This window comes from Streptomyces mangrovi (genome assembly GCF_900114215.1).
GTDB classification, from domain to species: domain Bacteria; phylum Actinomycetota; class Actinomycetes; order Streptomycetales; family Streptomycetaceae; genus Streptomyces; species Streptomyces barkulensis.
In genome coordinates, this window is sequence record NZ_FOSG01000020.1 from 1 (window position 1) to 17505 (window position 17505).

Below are 17505 nucleotides of genomic sequence, written 5' to 3' on the forward strand. Positions count from 1 at the left end.
GTGCGGGTGGTGCGGCCGTACGAGCCGGTGGAGATCGGTCAGGGCGCGCTGATGGGCCTGCTGCCGGAGGGCAGGCAGAACTACGTGGTGTCCTGGGGCGGCCCGGAGGCCTTCCGGGAGGACGTCGAGCACGCCAAGGGCATGGTGGGCGACAGCATCCGCCCCGACGGCCTCAGCTTCGGCCACAGCTCCACCCCGGAAGGGGCCGTCCTCTACACGGGCGCCTTCCGCACGGAGACCGAACCGGCCCGCATCACGGTGACGGCCGGCGGCCGCACCTGGGAGGCGGGGATGGCGCGGCTGCCCGGTGACCCGGGCTGGGGCGTGTACCACGTCGACGCGGGCCGTACCGGGCTCGGCACCCGTGTCACCGTCACCGCGTACGGCCCCGACGGCGCCGTCCTGGCACGCAACGACACCCGCGGCGAGGCCCGTGACGACACCCGCGGCGACGGGGCGGACCCCGCCCGGTGACCCCCGTCCCCGGCCGCGTCACGGGGGCGGCCGGGGACGGACCCGGGCCCGGCGACCCGGCTCAGCAGCCGTCGTACCGCCAGTCGCCCTTCTCGCGGGCCCACTGCTGCTTGTGGTGGTCGAACCTCGGCTCATCGCCCACGCCGTACGTCACGTACGCGGTGTCCTCGCCCCAGAACTCGTCGGCGGAGAACCGCTCCATGGTGTACCGCCTGCCCTCGGTGTTCGCCTCCGCCGCCCGCTCCAGGGCCCCGGCGACCACCTCCTCGGCCACCTCCCGGCGGCAGCGGGCCGAGTACATCGCGTACACGGCCCCGGCGTCCGGCTCGTAGTAGGCCTCGACGTACCGGCCCACCGCCTCCTTCAGCGCGGCGACGACCCCGGGGTCCGGAGGAGTGGGAGGAGGGGGCCCGGACGGTGTGGAGGAGGGCGGAGGCGGGCCCTCGCCGCCGCCCGGTCCGCCCCCTCCCGGTCCGCCCCCGCCGACGCACGCGGTGGTCAGGAGCAGGGCGGTGGTGACAACCGGTAAGACGGCGGCCGTACCGCGTACGCGCATGAAGGATCCCCCCGGGAAGGTTGTGGTCGCACCCCATCATGCCCCCCGCGGCGGAACGGCCCAAGCACCTCTCCACAGACTCGGCACACGCGCTGTGTGATGCATGGTTACTATGACGAAGGCAATCGCACGAGAAGGCAACTTCCCTTCTTTCAGCGGGCTTTCGGCCGTCGTTTGTCTTCCGAACCGCATCACTCGCCCCCACACAGCCACAGGGATTGCGCGATGTCAGATCCTGCCGCCCCCGGCCAGCACCGAGTGCCCGGAGGACGCCTGCCCCTCGCCTTACTCGCCATCGGTCTGACGGCGCTCGTGGCGGGCGGCGCGGCGGGCGCCGCCGCGGCCCCCGACAGCACGCGCCCCTGGGTGCTGGGCGTGATCGCGGTGGCCGGAGCCGTGGCCGTCGCGGCCTTCCTCGCCGTCTTCCTGAGGGTGCAGCGGATGACCACCGCCTCCTTGAGCGCGGCGACCGAGACCGCGGCGCTGCGCCACCGGGCCGAGCAGCGGCAGGCGTACACCGCGCACCTGGCCGACTCCGTGCTGCCGGCGGTCGCCGAGCGGCTGCGGGCCGGCGCGCGGCCGGAGGACGCGCTGGCCGGGATGCCCGTCCCGGAGGACCCCCCGCTCCAGCGGCTCCTCCACTCCTTCGCGTACGAGGTCTCCTCCGCCACCGGTCAGCGGCTGTCCGCGCAGGCCGAGCGGGACGAGGCGGCCCGGCGGGCACAGGCGCTGGCGGACGGTGTGGACGACCTCCTCGCCAACGTCCTGCCCGGGGCCTTCGAGCGGCTGCGCGGCGGCGCCTCGGCGGGCACGGCCCTGGCGAAGGTGCCGCGCCCCGACGACGAGCGGCTGGCCGTCCTGACGGAGTTCGTGATCCGGGAGTACGCGACCAGTGAGCGGCGGTCCGCCGCCGCCCGGACGGCCGGCACCAAGGCCCTCAGCCGGGTGCAGGCGGCTGCCGTGAGCATGCTGGCGGACCTGCGCGAGATGCAGGAGCGCCACGGGGAGGAGGTCTTCGGCGACCTGCTCAGGCTGGACCACAGCACCTCGCAGGTCGGGCTGCTCACCGACCGTCTGGCCCTGCTGATGGGCGGCCGCGCCAGCCGGGCCTGGAACAAGCCGATCGTCATGGAGAGCATCCTGCGCGGCGCGGTGGGACGCATCGCGGCCTACCAGCGGGTCCGCATGCACTGCGCCAGCTCCACCGCGATCGCCGGGTTCGCCGCCGAGGGCGTGATGCACCTGCTCGCGGAGCTCATCGACAACGCGGCGAACTTCTCCCCGCCCATCGACGAGGTCAACGTCTACGTCGAGGAGCGCACCGCGGGTCTCGTGGTGACCATCGAGGACAGCGGACTGCGCATGTCCGACGCCGCGATGCGCCGCGCGGAGAAGGCCGTCTCCGGCGACTCGACCGACCTCGCCCACCTCCAGGGCACCCGGCTCGGCCTGGCCGTGGTGGGACTGCTGGCCCACAAGTACGGCATCTCCGTGAGCTACCGGCCCTCGTCCCGGGGCGGCACCGGTGTGGTGGTCCTGCTGCCGCCGCACCTGCTGGCCCAGCAGCGCGCCGAGGCCCCGCCCGCGGCCGTGGTGCCGGCCGCCAGGGCCCCGCGGCAGACCCAGGCGCCCGCCGCCGGGCCCGCCCTCCCCGCCGCCCCCGCCGGTACGGCCACTCCGATCGGTACGGCCACTGCGGCCGGTACGGCCGGACCCACCGCCGCGTCCGTACCGCCGGACACCGCCGGGACCCCGGCGCCCGCGGCGGGGGAGACCACCCACGGGCTGCCGGTGCGCCCCCGGGGCCGCACCCTGGCCCGGGCCGACCGCGCCCGCGAGCGGGCGGCCGACGCCTCCGCCGGTCTTCCGCAGCGGAAGCGCCCCGCCCGTGACGCCGGAGCGAGCTTCGGGGCGTTCCACCGCTCCAGGCGCCCCGAGAACCCCTCCGAGTAGGCGCGCCTCCCCGACCCACCCGGGGCGCCCGCCCGACCAGCGGGCGCCCCACCCCCAGCGAAGACCGTGAGATTGGAGGCACGGGCCGGTGGCCGGACAGTCGGCCCGAGAAAGCCCGATGCAGATCATGGAGACCACCGACAACAGCCTGACCTGGCTTCTCGAGAGCCTGCTCAACCGCACTCCCGGGACCCGACACGCCCTGGTGCTCTCCCGCGACGGGCTCAAGCTGTGCTGGAGCAGCAGTCTGACCCTGGACCGGGCCGACCAGCTCGCGGCCATCTCCTCCGGCATGCAGGCCCTGGCACAGGGAGCCTCCGTGGAGTTCGGCGACGGGAGTGGAGGCGTGCGGCACTCGATGACGGAGTTCCACGGCGGCCTGCTGTTCATCGTCGAGGCCGGTGAGGGCGCCCATCTGGCCGTCGTCGCCGACGACAGCGCCGACCCCGGTGTGGTCGGCCACCAGATGGACGAGATGGTCGAGCAGATCGGCGAGCACCTGCGCGCCGAGCCCCGCAAGCCGGCCGAGGGCGGCGTCCCGTCATGATCCGCAAACCCGTCGACATCGGCGACCCCCACCGGCTCTACACCGTCACGGGCGGGCGCAGCCGGGGCGAGGAGGCCGGGCTGGACCTGGTCACGCTCATCGTCAGCGAGTGCCGGCCGACGGAGGGCATGCAGTCGGAGCACGTACGCATCCTGGAGCTGTGCGGCCACCCCACCGCGGTGGTCGAGATCGCGGCCGATCTGCGCCTGCCCATCACCGTGGTGAAGATCCTCCTCGGCGACCTGCTCGCCTCCGGACGCATCACCGCACGGAACCCGCGTCCGTCCGCAGCGCACGGCGACGCGCCCGAATCCGCCCTGTTGAAGGAGGTGCTCATTGGACTCCGCAACCTCTGAGGCCCCGGCGCGCATGCCGCTCGCGGACGCCGCCGAGACCGGACTGAAGATCGTCATAGTGGGCGGCTTCGGTGTCGGAAAGACGACGCTGGTCAGATCCGTCAGCGAGATCCGCCCCCTCAACACCGAGGAGGTCATGACCCAGGCCGGCGCCGGGGTGGACGATGTCGCCGGCCTGCGGAACAAGAGCACCACCACGGTGGCGTTCGACTTCGGCCGGATCAGCCTCAACGAGCAGACCGTGCTGTACCTGTTCGGGGCGCCCGGGCAGGAGCGCTTCTGGTTCCTGTGGGACCGGCTGTTCTCCGGGACGCTCGGCGCGGTGGTGCTGGTGGACACCCGGCGGATGGCCGACTCCTGGTACGCGATCGACCGGCTGGAGTACCACGGGACCCCGTTCGTGGTGGCCGTCAACCGGTTCGACGAGGACGGCTCGCGCTTCTCCCTGGACGAGATCCGCCAGGCTCTGGACCTGCCGGAGGACGTGCCGCTGGTCGACTGCGACGCCCGGCTGCGCGATTCCGGCAAGAACGTGCTGATCACCCTCGTCGACCACCTCTACCAGCAGGCACTGGCACGGGAGATGACCGCATGACCGACCAGCCCGACCAGTCCGCCCAGGGCACCGCCGCGCCGCCGTCCGGGTGTCCCGCGGCCCACCCCGACGCCGTTCCGCTCAGCGGCCTGGAGTACCAGCAGACCCCCTTCCAGCTCTACCGGGCGCTGCGCCGCGACCACGGCACGGTCGCCCCCGTGGTGCTGGACGGCGGCATCCCCGCCTGGCTGGTGCTCGGATACGCCGAGGTCTCCTACGTCACCAGCCACGACGAGCTGTTCGCCCGGGACTCGCGGCGCTGGAACCAGTGGCCCGCCATCCCCGCCGACTGGCCGCTGATGCCGTTCGTCGGCTACCAGCCGTCGGTGCTGTTCACGGAGGGGGCCGAGCACCAGCGCCGGGCGGGCGTCATCAGCGCGGCCCTGGAGGAGATCGACCAGCTGGAGTTCTCCCAGGACTGCCAGGAGATCGCCGGACAGCTCCTCGCCGAGTTCGCGGGCAGCGGACAGGCGGAGCTGATGTCCGCCTACGCCCACGCCCTGCCGATGCGCGCGGCGGTCCGGATGTGCGGCATGCCGCTGGAGGGAGCCGACACCGACGAGCTGGTCGAGGATCTGCGGATGTCCCTGGACGCCTCGGAGGGCGACGACCCGGTCGCCGCCTACGTCCGCGTCCAGGAGCGCATCCAGCGGCTGGTCGCGGAGAAGCGCGAGGATCCCGGCCCGGACGTCACCTCCCGCATGATCGCCGACCCGGCCGGGCTGACCGACGAGGAGATCGTGCAGGACCTGATCTCCATCATCGCCGCCGCCCAGCAGCCCACCGGCAACTGGATCGGCAACACCCTGCGGCTGCTGCTCACCGACGACCGCTTCGCCGTCAACGTCTCCGGCGGCCGGGTGAGCGTGGGCCAGGCGCTCAACGAGGTGCTGTGGCTGGACACCCCCACGCAGAACTTCATCGGCCGCTGGGCGGTCCGCGACATCCAGCTCGGCGGCCGGCAGATCAGGGCCGGCGACTGCCTGGTCCTGGGGCTGGCCGCGGCCAACACCGACCCGCAGATCTGGCCCGAGGGGCACGTCGGGGCGCAGGTCAACTCCGCCCACCTGAGCTTCAGCAACGGCGAGCACCGCTGCCCCTACCCCGCCCCCCAGCTGGCCGACGTCATCGCCCGCACCGCGGTGGAGACGCTGCTGGAGCGGCTGCCGGACATCGTCCTGGCGGTGGAGCCGGAGGAGCTGACCTGGCGGCCGTCCGTCTGGATGCGGGGGCTGACCTCCCTGCCGGTCGCCTTCACACCCGTGGTGTAGTCGGTCCCCGCGCCGGGGCCTGCGCCCGGTGGCTCGTGCAGCCGGCCGTGCGGTCGTACGACCGCACGTGCAGCCGACCCCGTACAAGCCGCCCGCGCTGCCGCCGGAACTCATCGTTCCGGCGGCGGCACGGCCGTTCCCGGACCTGCTCCGGCTTCCCCTCCCGGCCGGTCAGGCGGCGGGGGTGAACACCACCGGGACCTCCTTGGGGCCGCGGGTGAACACGCCCTGCTCGGCGATCTCGGCGCCGTCGGCCAGCCGCATGTCCGGCATGGCGTCCAGCAGCTGGTTGACGCCGATCTCGACCTCGGCCTTGGCCAGCAGCGCCCCGACGCAGAAGTGCCGGCCCAGCGCGAAGGCCAGGTGGTCGGCGGCGGCGGAGAAGGCGGTGGTGGACGTCAGGTCGTCGCGGAAGATGTCGAAGGAGTCGGGCTCCTTGTAGTGGCCCGGGTCGCGGTTGGCGGCGCCGATCAGGCAGGTGACGGTCGCCCCGGCCGGAATCGTGCCCCCGCCGACCTCCACGTCCTGCGCGGTCTGCCGCATGATCATGTGGACGGGCGGGGTGTAGCGCAGGGTCTCGGCGAACGCCCGGTCGATCAGGGAGCGGTCCTCCCGTACGGCGGCGAGCTGCTCGGGGTGGGCCAGCAGATTGGCGAAGATGGCGGCGATCGCCTTGTCGGTGGTCTCCCCACCGGCGGCCAGCAGCAGACTGCAGAACGCCTTGATGTCCTCGTCGCTCATCCGCACGCCGTCAACCTCGGCGGCGCACAGCGTGGACAGCAGGTCGTCGCCCAGGTTCTCGCGGCGCTCCCGGATGATGGGGATCATGTACTCGGCGAACTCCACCCGGGTGCGCTCGCCGTCCGCGGTCACCTCCGGGTCGCCGGAGAGGTTGCCCAGGAAGGCGATCACCGAGGTGTACCAGCGGTGGAACCTGGGGTGGTCGGCCTTGTCCAGACCCAGCATGTCGGCGATGACGTTGACGGGGAAGCGGGTGGCGTAGGCGTCCACCAGATCCACCCTGCCGGTGTGGCGGAAGGCGTCGATGAGGTCGCGCGAGTTGCGCTCGATGACCGGCAGGAACTTGTCCCGCAGGTCGCTGCCGCGGAAGGCGGGGGCCACCAGAGCCCGGCGCACCGCGTGCTCGCGGCCGCTGAGCTGGAGGATCGTCTTCCCGTGCACCGGCTCGATCTGCCACTCGTAGTTGTCGGTGGTGAACGACGTTCCGTCCTTGAACGCCCGCTCCACGTCCTCGTAGCGGGAGACGATGTAGCTGCGGGTGGCTTCGTGCCAGATCAGCGGGGCGCTCTCGCGCATCACGCGGTAGGCGCTGTAGGGGTCGGCGGCGAACTCGGGCGAGAGTATGTCGGGGAACTGCTGTGTGCTGGCCAAGGCGAGCTCCATCGAAGACGTGACGGGCAGACAGGCTCAGGGTATTGATCATCCGCCGACTGGAACAGCCTTGCCAAAGCACATGCACATCACATATGCAGCGTCAGAATCCTTGTCAGAACGGCTATTTCAAGCCATCCACCGCCGCGCGCGACCGTTGCTCTCCCGAACACCCGCCATCCGGCGGGCCCCGGACGCGGGGCGGTCCGGCGTATCGCGCAGGCCACGGCTTCTCCCGGCGGACCGCCCGTCCGGCGTCGGCTATCCGCTCGTCCCCGCCCCCTTTTCCGTGCCTGTTTCCGTGCCCGTCTCCGTGCCGCTCTCCGTCGGTGCGGCCTTGCGGGCCGGCTCGCGTTCGTCGGTGAGCGCGGGAGGCAGCGGCGAGGAACCGCCCTGCGGGGTGCAGACCTCCTTGCCCCTCACCACCCCGCAGGCCCGCGCGGCGGCCGGGTAGGCCGCCTCGACCATGGGCGAGTAGGTGTCGTTCTCGTAGGTCACCGAGCGCTGGTTGTGCACGCCCTTGGGCCCCTCCACCCTGGCGGTGTCACCGACCTCCGCGTCCGTGATCCGGGCCCAGGCGGCCCGGCACCGCGGGCTGTAGCGCAGTTCGATGTAGGTACGGCCGGACCAGGTCGCCGCCGCGGTCCACGCCCCTATATGACAGCCCAGCCGCTGTGAATCCTTGTCCCGGCATTCGTACTCCGTGCACCCGGGTTCGGCACCCGCGCTCCGCCGGTCCTGGCCGGCTGGTTCATTCCCGCCGAAGAACCATCCTCCGATCATTATCCCGGTGACCAGTGCCACGAAAACGAGAACCGCGGAAACCAGAGTCGTTCTCGTCTGATTTCCATGGCCCGGTGCGGACTTTTCGTCCGGCGCCGTGGGCTGCGATTCCTCCGAATTCCGGGAGGGGTCGGTTCCGGCGTCTCCCGGGACGGGCCTGTCCCCGGCCGGCTCTCTTCCGGGCGCGGGACTGCCGCGCGGCGGGGTCTCCCCGGGGCTCCTGTGCGCCGCCGGTCCCCGGTGCCCCTCCTCCGTCCTCAGCCGCAGGAGGGGGTGCGGAGCGACTCCGACGACTGCCGCGAACTCGGTGATCGCCGTCCTCGGCGGCAAGGACTTGCCGTTGAGGTACCGCTCCCAGGAGGACCGGCTGTAGGAGGTCCGCCCGGCCAGAGCGCTGATGGTCAGACCGCTGTGCGTACGCAGGAAGCGCAACCGCTCCGCCAGGGAGCTGTGTGGCTCGTGGTGTGGCTCGTCCTTTTCGTGAATGTCTGTCATGGAATGGGAATTCCCCTTGTCTGGAGGTGAGGCGAGACGGGGACCCTCATTCTTTCCCAGGCCCGGCCGCCGCTCCAACGGGTACCGAGGTCGGGAGTGTGACGTGTCCCGGGACGTCCCGTTCCCGCTCGGGATCCCGAAAGACGCTTCCATGGCCGGGAGCGGGACCCATAACTTCATTCCGTGCCGCCGGCCGAACGGCCCGGTGCAATTACCGGATCACAGGAGAGGAATCACGTATGCGGTTCAGTACCCGAATTGCCGCGGTCGCTTCCACCGTCGCCCTCGCGGGAGGCGGAATGCTGGCCACGGCCGGCACCGCGCAGGCCGCGAAGTCGGACTGCCCCAAGACGTACCTGTGCTCGTGGGCCACCACGAACTTCTCGGGCCTCCCCGGGAAGGTGGCCTACGACAACTCCAACCTGCGCCAGTACTACAAGTTCGCCAACTCCCGTTCCATGTACAACAACGGAACGAGCTGCAGCGTGCGCGTCTGGGCCGGGACCAACTACACGGGCTCCTCCGTGGTCTTCAAGATCGGCTACCAGCTGCACGACACCTCGAACAGCGTTCTCAGGAACGGCGCGGGCTCGAACCGCTGGTGCTGACCGGCCGCATCCGCCGGCCTGACGGCGCCCGGCCCGGACGCGAGAGGGGGCGGCCGGGCCGGGCGCCGCCGTACCGAGTATCCCGAGGAGACATGTATGAGGACCCGGACCGGCGGAGCCGTGCTTCTGCTCGTCCTGACGGGCGCCGCGGCCTGCGGCGACGGCGACTCCGGTACGTCCGCGGCCGGTTCGCGTTCGCAGACGGACGTCGTGGTGCCCTTCGGGGACCGCGTACCGGCCTTGACGAACGGCGAGCAGAGCCGGCTGGACCGCACGGAACGCCGGCTGGTGGACGACTGCCTGGCCGACAGGGGCGTCGAGGTCGAGCCGCTGGACCTCCCGTCACCGTCCGCCGCCGGCGACGAGACGCCCGCCTGGAACCCGTACGGGCTGCTCACCGAGGACTTCGCGGCCAGGGAGGGGTACGGCATCACGGGCCCGGTGCTCCGGGGCGACCCCTCCACCGGGGCGGAGCCCGCCCGGGACGTCGGCGAGGACGAGGAGGCGTTCGAGAAGGCGCTGACCGGCACCGATGAGCATCGCAGGACGGTCCGCCTCCCCACGGGCGAGTCCTTCACGGTGAACACCGACGGATGTCAGTTCCGGGCCGGCGAGAAGCTGTACGGCCAGGACTGGGACCGGCTGATGTACACGTACCAGTTCCTCGCGAACCGGGTCGTCGAGAACGTCGAGCGGACCGGTGAGGTCGAGCGGGCCAGGAAGCGGTGGGCCTCGTGCATGGCCGGAGCCGGGCACTCCGTCCCCGACGGACCCGCCGCCACGGAACTGGTCGGGAAGCGGACGGAGGCGGCGAAGGCCCGGGCCGGGGAGGGGGACGGCCGGGCACTGCGGTCGGCGGCCGAGTACGAACTCGCCGTGGCGCGGGACGACGCCCGCTGCCAGCGGGAGAGCGAGCTGTGGGAGGCGGTCTCCACCGCCCAGCGCACGGTCGAGCGGCCCATGGCCGACAAGCACCGAAAGCAGCTGGCCGGTTATGCCGGAGCCCTGGAACGGGCCAAACGCCGGCTGTGACGAGCCCGCGCCCCGGCCGGCCGCGCAACGGGTCCGGCCGGGAGCGGCCGCCTCCCGGCCCGCCCCCGGTCGCGCCCGCCCCGGTCGCTCCGTACGACGTGCGGCTCCGGACCGGGAGACATGGAAGGGCTCGGTATGGACCGTCCTTCCGGTCAGCTCGTGGTGCACCGGCCACACTCGGAGTCCGCCGGAGAACGCCCCGTTCCGCCGTGTCACCCCGACGCCCACCAGGACCACGGCCATGCCCAGGACCGCCCGAAGGCCCAGATCCTCTCCTCGTCCAGGAGGCCGTGGGGAAGGAGCTGGGCACCTCCACGAAGCGGGACACCGCCGACTGACGCGCCCCGGCTTCCCGGACCGCGTCGGCGTACCCGTCACCCGTGCGGTCCGGCGTACGACCGTGATCCCCATGTGACCGGCACCCCGTAGCCTCCACCTGGCCGGGGATTCACGGGGCGCGCGCGACCAGGACGGGGGAGCACATGGCATACCGGCGAGCGACGTTACCGGCACTGCTCGGAGGGCTGCTGCTCACGGCGCTTCTGTGGTGGGCGGGGGCGAGCGCGCACGCGCTGCACCTGCCGGGCGCCACCGACGTGCTCGGCGGCCGGGCCGCCGCCGAGCTCGAACGCTGGCTCACTCCCTGGTCGTACGATCCCCCGGCCTCGATCCGGTCCGGTGCCGGGGCGTCCGGCGGCCCGGACGAGGGCGGCGATGACCGCTACCTCTCCCTGTACACGACCGCGATGCGGATCCGGTTCGGCGCACTCTTCGCCTTCTTCGTGCCCGGGGCGCTGCTCCTGGTGCGCAGGCTGCCGCCGGTGCACGGCCGGATGCCGGCCGCGCTGCTCGCGGTGTGGACCTGGGGCCTGGTGGCCGGGGTGTCGGCGATGGCCGTCTCCGCACCGTGGCAGATCGCCGCGCAGGGGCACGGCAGTTACCGTTTCCTGCCTCAGCTGGCGGGGGTGATCGCCTCCGGGCGGCAGATCCTGGTGCCGGCCGCGCTGGTCGTGGCGGCGGTGGTGGCGCTGGTGGCGCGGATCACCGCCAAGGGCGCCGGTCCGCTGCCGCGTCAGGCCGTTCCCGCGCGTGCTGCCCGCCTGGCCGCGAGCGCCGGGACCGCGGTGGTCGCGATCTCTCTGGTGCTCCTGTCGTACCAGCCGGTCGCCGCCACCATCCAGACGGCCTTCACCGGTGGCGGGATGTTCGCCGAGCCGGGCGAACTCCTGCGCCAGTGGCTGCTGCTGGGCGCCTGGGCTGGCCCGTCGGGGGCCTCGCCGGGCGACTGGCTCCTGTACCGCGCCGCCGATGTGCTGCTGCTCGCCGTGGTGTGGTGGGCACTGCGCCTGCTGCCCGGGCTGCTGACCCGGGCCACCGTCCCGGCGATGGCGGTCTGCGCGGTCTGCGCGACCGTCCTCGGGCTGCTGGCGAGCCAGTTGCTGCGGATGGCGCTGGACGGCGGGGCGGGCCTGCGCTGGGGGCTGCTGCACCTGTCCGCCCGCCTCGGCGACGGCGTCCCGGCCGCCCTGACCTTCGGCCTGGCGGCGGGAATCGCGGCTGCCGTGACGCTGCGGGCGGCCGCGGGCCGCGCGGAGGCCGTCGATACCACCGCCTCCACCAAGGATCCTGCCGAGCCCCGGTGACAGGGCCGCCGATGAGCAAGCCCTGTCACCGGAGCCGGCCTCCGGACGGGTTCCGCGCCCTGGCCGCCCGCTTCAACCACGAGGGTCTGCCCGGTGTGGTCGACGCCCTGTCCGACTGTCCGAAAATCCCGAGACCACCACCGGCCGGCCCTTACCGTGGGGCGAGTCGCCGGGCAGCGCGGGAGGACATGTGAGCAGCAGGCCGACACACGCCGAGTCCCTCACCGAGGCCATACAGGCCCTGGGCGGTACCTGGAACGCCGAGCGCGCTCTGACAGCCCTGTTCGGAGCGGGATACCGCCCAGCCGACGTGGCGTCCGGGGAGAAGCGGGCACGCCAGGTGCTCCGGGACCTCGCCGATGCCGGGGTCGTCGTGAAGACCGGCGAGAGGCCCGTGGAGTACCGCCGCGCGGCCGACTGAACCGCTGCGGCGGCCGCCTGTCCCGGCTCCCGCTCTTCTCCCCCGGCATCGCTCCTGGCACGCCGTGGCCTGGGAACCGGGGAACGAGGTCGGCTCCCAGTCCGGTCCGCGCCGCCCTGGCCGAGTCGCGCCCTTTCTGGGGATGGCCCGGTCTGATGCCATGGCTGGGAGAGCGGGAAGGGACACCATCGGGCTGGGGGTGTGGTGTGGGGACGTCCACGCGATGGCGAGGGCCGAACGGCGAGCGGTGGAACTCTGCTGCGAGACGGCTGGCGCGCTGGCGGGCGGACTCACGCAACGCGGACCGGCGGCTGGAGGAGATCGCCGCGGACCATCTGCGTGCCCTGCACGAGACGCTCCGTGCCGATCGATCGGCTTTCGGGTTGTACGACACGGCCTGTGCAGCTGGTGAGCGGCTCGCCGGGGCCCTGAGCCCGCTGGCCGCCGAGGGTGCCGAGTCGGCGGACGCGCTTGTCGCACGTCTCGTCTCCGAGGTCGGCGGAGACGGCGGCACACTCGCCGACGCCGCGGTGCGCAGGGGGGTGGCCGCTGCGGTCCGCGATGTCCGCGACAGGCACCCAGAGCTGGACGACGCACTGGAGGCGGGTGTCGCACGCGGCGGCTTCGCCTGGGACATCCTGTGCGATCTCTACCAGATGTTCTTCGCCGACATGGTGGGGGAATTCCTCCGGTCCGTTGTCGCCGAGCACGTCAAGCTGGCAGTGCCGGTGCTCATCGTGACCGATCCGGAAGGCAGGATCGCCGACTGGGTCGCGGAGAAGACGGTGGACCTGGTGCCGAATCCCTGCGAGGTGGCCGCTGAAGCGACGGATCTCGCAGGGACCGTGGAGATCGCACAGTCGGTGGTGGGCGGTGCGCAGGATCCGTCAGCCGTGCTGCCCAAGATCGCCCAGTCACTGGTACCGCGGGCGGTCGGCAGGGTACTCGGCCTGATCACTGACGAGACCACCGGGGAAGAGGGAGCCGCGGCATGACCGGTTCCGACCATTTCCTCTGGTGGCGTGGCCACCGCGGGGATCGGCCGCACGATGCCCGCTGGAAGGAGATCGGCGAGGAAGCCTTCCAGGAGAAGGAGCGCCGCATCACCGGCCGGCACCACCTGCCCGGTCCGGTCCCCGACTGGGCCGAGGACCTGTTCCGCGTCGCCAGGGCCTCGTTCATCGCCGACAAATACGTACGCCGGACCGGCGTCCGGGACCGGTGGACCCGCCGCATCAGCCTCACCGTGCCCGTCGCAGAACACGAGCGGTGGCAGAGTGCAGCCGTCCGTACCCACTTCACCGCACTCCTCCGGACTCTTACCGGGGACCTTTGGAGTGTGGACTTCCGGCCTCTCACCGGCCACCGGGTCGAGGAAGCGATGATCTTCCCCGACGACCCCCGGGCCTCGGAAGTCGCGCTTTTCTCCGGTGGACTGGATTCCCTCAGCTGGGCCGCCACCCGCTCGCGCGCCGACGACTCCCGGCCGCTGCTGCTCGTCATGTTCCGTGAGATCGGCCTGTTGCGTCTCCAGCAGCGGGTGTACAAGGCCGTCGAGCGGCTGGGCGGAGCACGGCCGGTGATGCTGCTGCCGATGAGCCAGACCCCGGCGGGCGACGGCACCGGGCTGCGGCTGGAGACCTCCTCCCGCACCCGCGGCCTGCTGTACGCGGCGGGAGCGATTCGTGCCGCCACCGCGCACGGAGTGGCCACCGTCCACATCCCCGAGAACGGCCAGCTCGCCCTCAACCCGCCCCTGACGGCTGCGCGTTCGGCCGCCTGCTCCACTCGTTCCGTGCACCCGCGGACGCTGGACCGCCTGAACACCCTGCTCGCCGCCGTGGGCGACGCCGGGAGCGCGGTACGGGTGGTCAACCCCTTGGCGCAGCTGACGAAAGGCGAGGTGTGCAGGGCAGGGCGTGACGCGGGCCTCACCTCGTCGGACCTGGAATCCACCCTGAGCTGCGGCAAGCCGCCCACCCGCCGCAGCGGCGGCCCTCCCATCGCCAACTGTGGCGTCTGCTTCCCGTGCCTGGTGCGCCGCTCCGGGCTGCTCCACGCGAACGGCACCGACGGCACCCGGTACGAGGTATCGCCATGGGCGAACGACCTCCCCCTCGACCGGAGCACCGACTGGCGCGCACTGCAGCGGTGGCTGCTCGGCCGGTACACCCTCACGGATGTGCTCACCGATACTCCGTTGCCGCCGGGTACGGACCCGGCATCGGCGCTCGATGTCATCAGGCGCGGGCGCGAGGAACTGACCCGGCTGCTTCAGCCGGCGGCTGCGGCCGAGGCAGCCGGTGCGGGGTAGACGGCACCGGAGAGACCCGCTCGCACCGGAAGGAACCGGACCTCCTCGGCGGCGGACCGTGCCTCCTGCTGTCCGTGGTGTGCTCGCCGGTCCGCAGGCGTCAGGGCCGGTCTGGCCCACCTTGGTGATACATTGATTCATGTATATTGATACATTGCTTGATGTATATGAGGTGGTGCTCGTGAGCAGAACCGTCATCGACCTCGACGACGACGCCCTGGAGGCAGCGGCAAAGGAGCTGGGCACTTCCACGAAGCGGGACACCATCAACACCGCCCTGCGGGAGATCGTGGCCCGCAACCGCCGCCTGCGAGCCCTGCACGAACTGCAGGACCTCGCGGACGAAGGCGCTCTCGACGCCGAACTCCTCCTCGACAAGCGCAACTACCGAGGTGGCTCCGCCCGGTGAGCGTGGCCGACTACCTCATCGACACGTCGGCCCTGGTCCGCATCCTGCTGCGCCGGGCAACCGAGGACTGGGAGCAGCGGATGGGCGCCGGACTGGTCGCCCTGTGCGACCTCACCGAACTGGAAGTGCTCTACTCCGCACGTTCCGAGAAGGACCGTGAAGCCATCCAGGGACGACTGAACCAGTTCACCTGGTGCCCCATGCCCGACGGCGTCTACCGGCGCGCCCGCGTCGTCCAGCGCGAGCTCACCGCCAAGGGTGAGCACCGCAGTGCCGGAGCCGTCGACCTTCTCGTGGCCGCGGCCGCGGAAGAAGCCGGACTCACGCTGCTGCACTACGACCGGGACTTCGAGACCATCGCCCGCACCACCGGGCAGCCGGTCCGAATGGTCGACATCAGGTAGCCGGTTGGCTCCCGGTTGGCTTCCGGAACCCCCGAACTTCTCGATGTGCCGTTGCACGGCGTCTCCTCCGGTGCGAGGAGGAGTTGAATCAGCTGTCTCACATCGCGTCGATTTGAGGCAGCTCCGGAAAGCGCCGTCCGGGTGCCTGAGGCCCGGACGGCACGCGGTTGTGGCCAAGTCGGCCACGAGCAGGCCGCGAACGGCTCCTTGTGGAGGGTGGTGCCGAAGGCAGCCATGACAGGGGTGGCCGGGCCGTCCGCTCCGGAGAGCGGAGGTTCTGTCCTGGGGCACCCCTCAAAGACGGTCATCCATCCGAGGGACCTGGTCCGGGAAACGCTGCGGGCGGTCCCCGAAAACCGGTCAGGGGCCCGATCCGCTGTGCGAATCGGGCCCCTGACCTGGTGTTTCGGCTGTCGGGGTGGCGGGATTTGAACCCACGACCTCTTCGTCCCGAACGAAGCGCGCTGCCAAGCTGCGCCACACCCCGTGTGCAACGAGGACTACTTTAGCCCACGCCCGCGCTCAGGAGAAATCCGGTTTCCGGGGTATGGCGGAGGTGTGGCGGGCGCGGTCAGGGGCGCTCGATGAGGGTGAGGAGAGTGGCCTCCGGGGGGCAGGCGAAGCGGAACGGGGTGTAGCGGTTGGCGCCGCAGCCCGCCGAGACGTGGAGGTAGGAACGGTGGCCGTCCGCCTCGTGGTGGGACAGGCCGCGGGCCCGGTCGGTGTCCAGGTCGCAGTTGGTGACCAGGGCGCCGTAGAAGGGGACCCGGAGTTGGCCGCCGTGGGTGTGGCCGGCCAGGATCAGCGGATAGCGGTCGGCGGCGAAGGCGTCCAGGACGCGCAGGTACGGGGCGTGGACGACGGCGAGGGGGAGGTCCGCGTCGTGCTCGGGACCGCCGGCCACCTCGTCGTAGCGGTCGCGCTTGATGTGCGGGTCGTCCAGCCCGGTGAGGGCGATCTCCTCGCCGCCGTCGAGCTTGATCCGGCCGCGGGTGTTGGACAGGCCGACCCAGCCCGCCGAGTCGAAGGCGTCGCGCATCCCCTCCCACGGGTTGTGGACGGCGCCGACGACCGGAGGGTTGCCGTTGAGTCCGTGTCGGCCGCTGGCCTTCTCCATCAGGTAGCGGGCGGGATTGCGCAGCCGGGGACCGTAGTAGTCGTTGGAGCCGAAGACGTACGCGCCGGGGAACTCCATCAGCGGGCCGAGCGCGTCCAGGACCTCGGGGACGGCCCCCGGGTCGGAGAGGTTGTCGCCGGTGTTGACCACGAAGTCGGGCCGCAGCCCGGCCAGCGACTGGAGCCAGCGCTGCTTCCTGCGCTGACCGCCGACCATGTGGATGTCGGAGACCTGGAGCACGCGCAGCGGCCGCATCCCGCGCGGCAGTACGGGCACCGTGACACGCCTGAGGCGGAACGAACGGGCTTCGATGCCCGCCGAGTAGGCGAGGCAGGCCGCGCCTACCGCCGTGATGCCGAGGGGGATTCTGAGGGAGAGCGGGTATCGCGCAGGCATGGTCCCATCGTCGCAGACATGCGGGCGAGGCGTGGGCGCACGGGCGGCGGGAACGGTCCGGGCCCGGGGCCTGACGGAGGGGCGGCGGAAGGGTTTCGGAGGCGGGGCGGGGGAGAGGGCGGGGGAAGGGTGTGGGGCGGCGCGGCACAATGCGGTGGGCGTCGGGCTCCGCCTCCTGGCACACTTCCGACATGACCACGCTCAAGACCCGGCTCCAGGACGACCTCACCGCGGCGATCAGGGCGCGCGACGAGCTGCGCTCCTCCACCCTCCGCCTCACGCTGACCGCGATCCAGAAGGAGGAGGTGGCGGGCGAGAGCGCCCGCGAACTGTCCGACGCCGAGGTCGAGAAGATCATCACCCGTGAGGCCAAGAAGCGGCGCGAGGCGGCGGACGCGTTCGCCAAGGGCGGGCGCGCCGAGCAGGCCGAGCGGGAGCGCGCGGAGGGCGAGGTGCTCGCCGAGTACCTGCCCAAGCAGCTCACCGACGAGGAACTGGACGCGCTGGTGGCCGAGGCCGTGGCGGAGGCCAAGGCGGCCGGGGCCGAGGGGCCGAGGGCCATGGGCGCCGTGATGAAGATCGTGAACCCGAAGGTGGCGGGGCGCGCGGAGGGCGGCCGGGTGGCCGCCGCCGTCAAGAAGCGCCTGGCGGGCTGACCGCGGGCTCGCGGGCAAGCGGGCAGGCGGAGGAACGACGGAGGGGCCCCGGTGCGGGGCCCCTCCGGTGTGTTCGTGTGCGT

Annotated in this window: 19 protein-coding genes, 1 tRNA gene and 1 pseudogene; 15 read left to right on the forward strand and 6 right to left on the reverse strand. The window is 72.1% G+C overall.

Going from position 1 to position 17505, the window contains the following annotated elements; all coding sequences use genetic code 11:
• The coding region (locus BM237_RS29415) for a hypothetical protein (protein WP_425443733.1) at positions 1-474 on the forward strand (474 nt) is incomplete at its 5' end.
• Positions 475-535: 61 nt separating this feature from the next.
• Here the strand turns inward: BM237_RS29415 and BM237_RS29025 are convergent.
• A complete protein-coding gene (locus BM237_RS29025; protein ID WP_139238158.1) occupies positions 536-1030 on the reverse strand; it encodes a hypothetical protein in 495 nt (164 codons plus the stop codon).
• A 225-nt stretch (positions 1031-1255) separates the two neighbouring features.
• Between BM237_RS29025 and BM237_RS23005 the strand changes: the two genes are divergently transcribed.
• The 5 genes from BM237_RS23005 to BM237_RS23025 all read left to right on the forward strand — a co-directional run bounded on the left by BM237_RS23005 (position 1256) and on the right by BM237_RS23025 (position 5752).
• Positions 1256-2983 (forward strand): sensor histidine kinase, encoded by a 1728-nt coding sequence (locus BM237_RS23005; protein ID WP_093851640.1) that lies wholly within the window; start codon positions 1256-1258, stop codon positions 2981-2983.
• 127 nt (positions 2984-3110) lie between these two features.
• The gene (locus BM237_RS23010; protein WP_093851718.1) at positions 3111-3530 is read left to right on the forward strand and encodes a roadblock/LC7 domain-containing protein; all 420 of its coding nucleotides are present in this window, start codon (positions 3111-3113) and stop codon (positions 3528-3530) included.
• Entirely contained in the window at positions 3527-3886 is a 360-nt protein-coding gene (locus BM237_RS23015) for a DUF742 domain-containing protein (RefSeq protein ID WP_093851641.1), read from the forward strand. The genes BM237_RS23010 and BM237_RS23015 overlap by 4 nt, the downstream gene beginning before the upstream one ends.
• Entirely contained in the window at positions 3867-4481 is a 615-nt protein-coding gene (locus tag BM237_RS23020) for a GTP-binding protein (RefSeq protein WP_093851642.1), read from the forward strand. Before BM237_RS23015 ends, BM237_RS23020 begins: the two co-directional genes overlap by 20 nt.
• Positions 4478-5752: a cytochrome P450 gene (locus BM237_RS23025; RefSeq protein WP_093851643.1), complete on the forward strand. Its 1275-nt coding sequence runs from the start codon at positions 4478-4480 to the stop codon at positions 5750-5752. The genes BM237_RS23020 and BM237_RS23025 overlap by 4 nt, the downstream gene beginning before the upstream one ends.
• 171 nt (positions 5753-5923) lie before the next feature.
• Here the strand turns inward: BM237_RS23025 and BM237_RS23030 are convergent, their stop codons facing one another.
• From BM237_RS23030 to BM237_RS30445, 3 genes and pseudogenes are all read right to left on the reverse strand, one after another.
• Complete coding sequence (locus BM237_RS23030) at positions 5924-7144, reverse strand: cytochrome P450 (RefSeq protein WP_093851719.1); 1221 nt, start codon at positions 7142-7144, stop codon at positions 5924-5926.
• A 261-nt stretch (positions 7145-7405) separates the two neighbouring features.
• Positions 7406-7948, reverse strand: a complete 543-nt coding sequence (locus BM237_RS30095; RefSeq protein ID WP_245793977.1) for a DUF2690 domain-containing protein — start codon at positions 7946-7948, stop codon at positions 7406-7408.
• Between the two features lie 258 nt (positions 7949-8206).
• A pseudogene (locus BM237_RS30445) lies at positions 8207-8602 on the reverse strand (helix-turn-helix domain-containing protein); the annotation flags it as partial.
• A gap of 59 nt (positions 8603-8661) precedes the next feature.
• Between BM237_RS30445 and BM237_RS23040 the strand changes: the two are divergent.
• The 8 genes from BM237_RS23040 (at position 8662) to BM237_RS23075 (ending at position 15253) form a co-directional block, all read left to right on the forward strand.
• On the forward strand, positions 8662-9030 hold the full coding sequence (locus BM237_RS23040; protein WP_093851645.1) for a peptidase inhibitor family I36 protein: 369 nt from the start codon (positions 8662-8664) through the stop codon (positions 9028-9030).
• 96 nt (positions 9031-9126) lie between these two features.
• Positions 9127-10062, forward strand: a complete 936-nt coding sequence (locus BM237_RS23045; protein ID WP_093851646.1) for a hypothetical protein — start codon at positions 9127-9129, stop codon at positions 10060-10062.
• Positions 10063-10544: 482 nt separating this feature from the next.
• Positions 10545-11705 carry a hypothetical protein gene (locus tag BM237_RS23050; RefSeq protein ID WP_093851647.1) on the forward strand — a complete coding sequence of 387 codons (1161 nt, stop codon included), beginning with the start codon at positions 10545-10547 and terminating at the stop codon, positions 11703-11705.
• Positions 11706-11895: 190 nt separating this feature from the next.
• Positions 11896-12126, forward strand: coding sequence for a hypothetical protein (locus tag BM237_RS23055; RefSeq protein WP_093851648.1), 231 nt, complete (start codon positions 11896-11898; stop codon positions 12124-12126).
• A 206-nt stretch (positions 12127-12332) separates the two neighbouring features.
• The gene (locus BM237_RS23060; protein ID WP_139238159.1) at positions 12333-13121 is read left to right on the forward strand and encodes a hypothetical protein; all 789 of its coding nucleotides are present in this window, start codon (positions 12333-12335) and stop codon (positions 13119-13121) included.
• The gene (locus BM237_RS23065; RefSeq protein ID WP_093851650.1) at positions 13118-14440 is read left to right on the forward strand and encodes a 7-cyano-7-deazaguanine synthase; all 1323 of its coding nucleotides are present in this window, start codon (positions 13118-13120) and stop codon (positions 14438-14440) included. Before BM237_RS23060 ends, BM237_RS23065 begins: the two co-directional genes overlap by 4 nt.
• Positions 14441-14621: 181 nt before the next feature.
• Positions 14622-14849, forward strand: coding sequence for a type II toxin-antitoxin system VapB family antitoxin (locus BM237_RS23070; protein ID WP_093851651.1), 228 nt, complete (start codon positions 14622-14624; stop codon positions 14847-14849).
• Positions 14846-15253: a PIN domain nuclease gene (locus BM237_RS23075; RefSeq protein WP_093851652.1), complete on the forward strand. Its 408-nt coding sequence runs from the start codon at positions 14846-14848 to the stop codon at positions 15251-15253. The genes BM237_RS23070 and BM237_RS23075 overlap by 4 nt, the downstream gene beginning before the upstream one ends.
• Positions 15254-15666: 413 nt before the next feature.
• Here BM237_RS23075 and BM237_RS23080 read toward each other — a convergent pair.
• Together BM237_RS23080 and BM237_RS23085 are read right to left on the reverse strand one after the other, a co-directional pair.
• Positions 15667-15740, reverse strand: a tRNA-Pro gene (locus tag BM237_RS23080).
• A gap of 84 nt (positions 15741-15824) precedes the next feature.
• Positions 15825-16766, reverse strand: coding sequence for a metallophosphoesterase (locus BM237_RS23085; protein ID WP_093851653.1), 942 nt, complete (start codon positions 16764-16766; stop codon positions 15825-15827).
• 191 nt (positions 16767-16957) lie between these two features.
• Here BM237_RS23085 and BM237_RS23090 point away from each other — a divergent pair, with 191 nt between their 5' ends.
• Positions 16958-17422 (forward strand): GatB/YqeY domain-containing protein, encoded by a 465-nt coding sequence (locus BM237_RS23090; protein ID WP_093851720.1) that lies wholly within the window; start codon positions 16958-16960, stop codon positions 17420-17422.
• Positions 17423-17505 lie beyond the last annotated feature (83 nt).